Here is a 2345-nt window from a genome sequence, read left to right as displayed (position 1 = left end):
GGGTGTAGCTCTTCCTCAGTGAGTGCCTGAGCTGCGCTTTTGTGGTCGTGACTGTTTAGTCCGGGAACCGCCTTCTACTGTGAGTGCAGACGGTGAGGCGGTGGTGACGGTGGGCTCGTTGCTGGAGGAACTCGCACGGCGTGAGGCTGTGGCCCGGCAACGGATCGCGGAGATCCGCGAGCAGATCACCGCCTTGGAGTCACGGCTGGAGGATGAGCACGATCGGTTGTCACGGCTGGCGATCACGCGGGAGACGGTGGAGGAGATCCTGGGCGAGGCGGTCGAGCTGGTCGGTGAGCCCGTGACGGCTGGGATCGCAGGCCGGGACGTCGACGCGGTCGGCGCGGTTCCGGTACGGCCGCCGGTGCTGGGCGTGGTGACGGTGCCGCCGTGGCAGCCGGGCATAACCGCGGCGATGCTGCCGCGCGCGTACCGGGACGCGGTGGAGATCATGGTCGATGCCGGGCGTGCGATGCGGGCCGGGCAGATCGCGGTGGCGATGGGCTTGGCGGATGAGGCCGCCAAGCGTGAAGGGCTGCGCTCGAAACTGAAGCGGCTGGTGGAACGCGGCTGGGCACGGGAGGAAGGGCCGGGGTTGTTCATGGTGACCGAGCCGGTGGCGCGTGAGGTGTCCGGGCAGGGCGACGGAGGGTCACGAGACGGAATCGCGCCGTCATCTACTTCGTCACTGGGCGGGTGATTGCGGCAGGGCTCTTCCGCCGTCAGGTTCAAAGGTGCCAACCAGATGTCCCCGGCGAGAGAAGAGCCCTATGCAGGCACCGTACGACACCAGCCTGGCCGCTGACGTCTTTGCGGAGGCGAAGAACACCTTCAACTGGCTCATCGGACAGCTCACCGACGCGGCGTCCGGCATGCTGACCCATGACCGGCTGGAAGAGACGATCGTCGAGCAGGGCCGTGAACTGCAACGCCAGCTGCTGCAAGCACATCTCGATCTGCGGGCGCTGCGCGAGCGGCAGCAGGCGCACCACGCCCGCCAGAACGCAACGACCGCCGGGGTGACCGGATCCGACGGCGTGTCGCGGACGCGGCTGGAGACAGGGCATCACCGCCTGCTCGCCACCCTCATCGGGACGGTGACCGTCACCCGGTGCGCCTGGCGCGCCCCAGGGGTGCACAACCTCTATCCGGCCGACGCCGCCTTGTCGCTGCCAGCGGTGCGGCACTCGGCCGGGCTGGCCAAGCTCGCGGTCATCGAGACGGTGCGTGGCTCGTTCGACGCGGCCCACGCCGCGGTGACCGCGCGCTGCGGCAACGTGATCGGCAAACGGCAGATCGAGCAGGCGATCGTGCAGGCGGCGGTCGATGTCGACGCCTTCTACGCCGCGCGAACCCCGCTGCCGTCCACCGCCTGCACGGTGCTGGCAATCAGCGTGGACGGCAAGGGCATCGCGATGCGCCCCGAGGCGCTGCGGCCGGCGACCGCCAAGGCCGCCGCCCGCGCCCGGGCCACCTTCCGGACCCGGCTGGCGGCGGGTGAGAAACCGGCCCGCAAACGGATGGCCACCCTCGGGGTGGTCTACGACGTCGAGCCTGCGCCCCGCCGGCCGCACGATGTGATCGCCGTCCCCGGCGGCCGGGCCGGGCAGCGCCCGCCGCGGGCCAGACCGTCCGCGATGCGCAAGTGGCTGTGCGGCTCGATCAGCACCGGCCCCGCCGCAGTGATCGCCAAGGTCTTCGACCACGCCGAAGACCGTGATCCCGGCCATGTCCGTCCCTGGGTCGTGCTTGTCGACGGAGCCCGACACCAGCTCGATCTGATCACGGCGGAGGCCGCCCGCCGCGGCATCGGCGTCCACATCGTCATCGACTTCGTTCACGTGCTGGAGAAATTATGGGCTGCCGCCTGGAGCCTTCATATTCCCGCGGCACCGGCCGCCGAGGACTGGGTCGCCGTCCATGCTCTGGCCCTGCTGGCCGGGCACACCGGCCACGTCATCACCGCGCTGTCCGGCCAGGCAGCCACCACGGCCGCCCATCGCCGCGACGGCATCGACGCGTGCATCCGCTACCTCACCAACAATCTCGAGCACCTGCGCTACGACCAGGCGCTGGATGCGGGATGGCCGATCGCGACCGGCGTGATCGAAGGAGCCTGCCGCCATCTGATCGCCGACAGATTCGACCTCGCCGGGGCACGCTGGGGCCTGGCCGGAGCCGAAGCCGTCCTGAAACTCCGCGCCCTGATCGCCAACGGCGATCTCGACGAATACTGGCGTTTTCATCTTGCCCGGCAACACGAACGGGTCCACCAGAGCGGCTACCAGGACGGATACTCCCTCACGGCCTGATCGCTCCAGCCACTGAGGAAGAGCTACACCCAT

2 protein-coding genes are annotated in these 2345 nt (G+C 69.5%); both read left to right on the top strand.

Translation table 11 applies throughout. The features are described from left to right. The first annotated feature begins 100 nt into the window (after window positions 1–100). Window positions 101–700, top strand: coding sequence for a hypothetical protein (locus ABD331_RS60600; RefSeq protein WP_344496680.1), 600 nt, complete (start codon window positions 101–103; stop codon window positions 698–700). A gap of 70 nt (window positions 701–770) precedes the next feature. Then, entirely contained in the window at window positions 771–2312 is a 1542-nt protein-coding gene (locus tag ABD331_RS60595) for an ISKra4 family transposase (protein WP_344496678.1), read from the top strand. Window positions 2313–2345: the final 33 nt, after the last annotated feature.

The organism is Nonomuraea monospora, from assembly GCF_039531895.1.
In the GTDB taxonomy this organism is placed as follows: Bacteria; Actinomycetota; Actinomycetes; order Streptosporangiales; family Streptosporangiaceae; genus Nonomuraea; species Nonomuraea monospora.
Note: the sequence above shows the minus strand (reverse complement) of the source record. Positions and strands in the feature narration are given on the sequence as shown.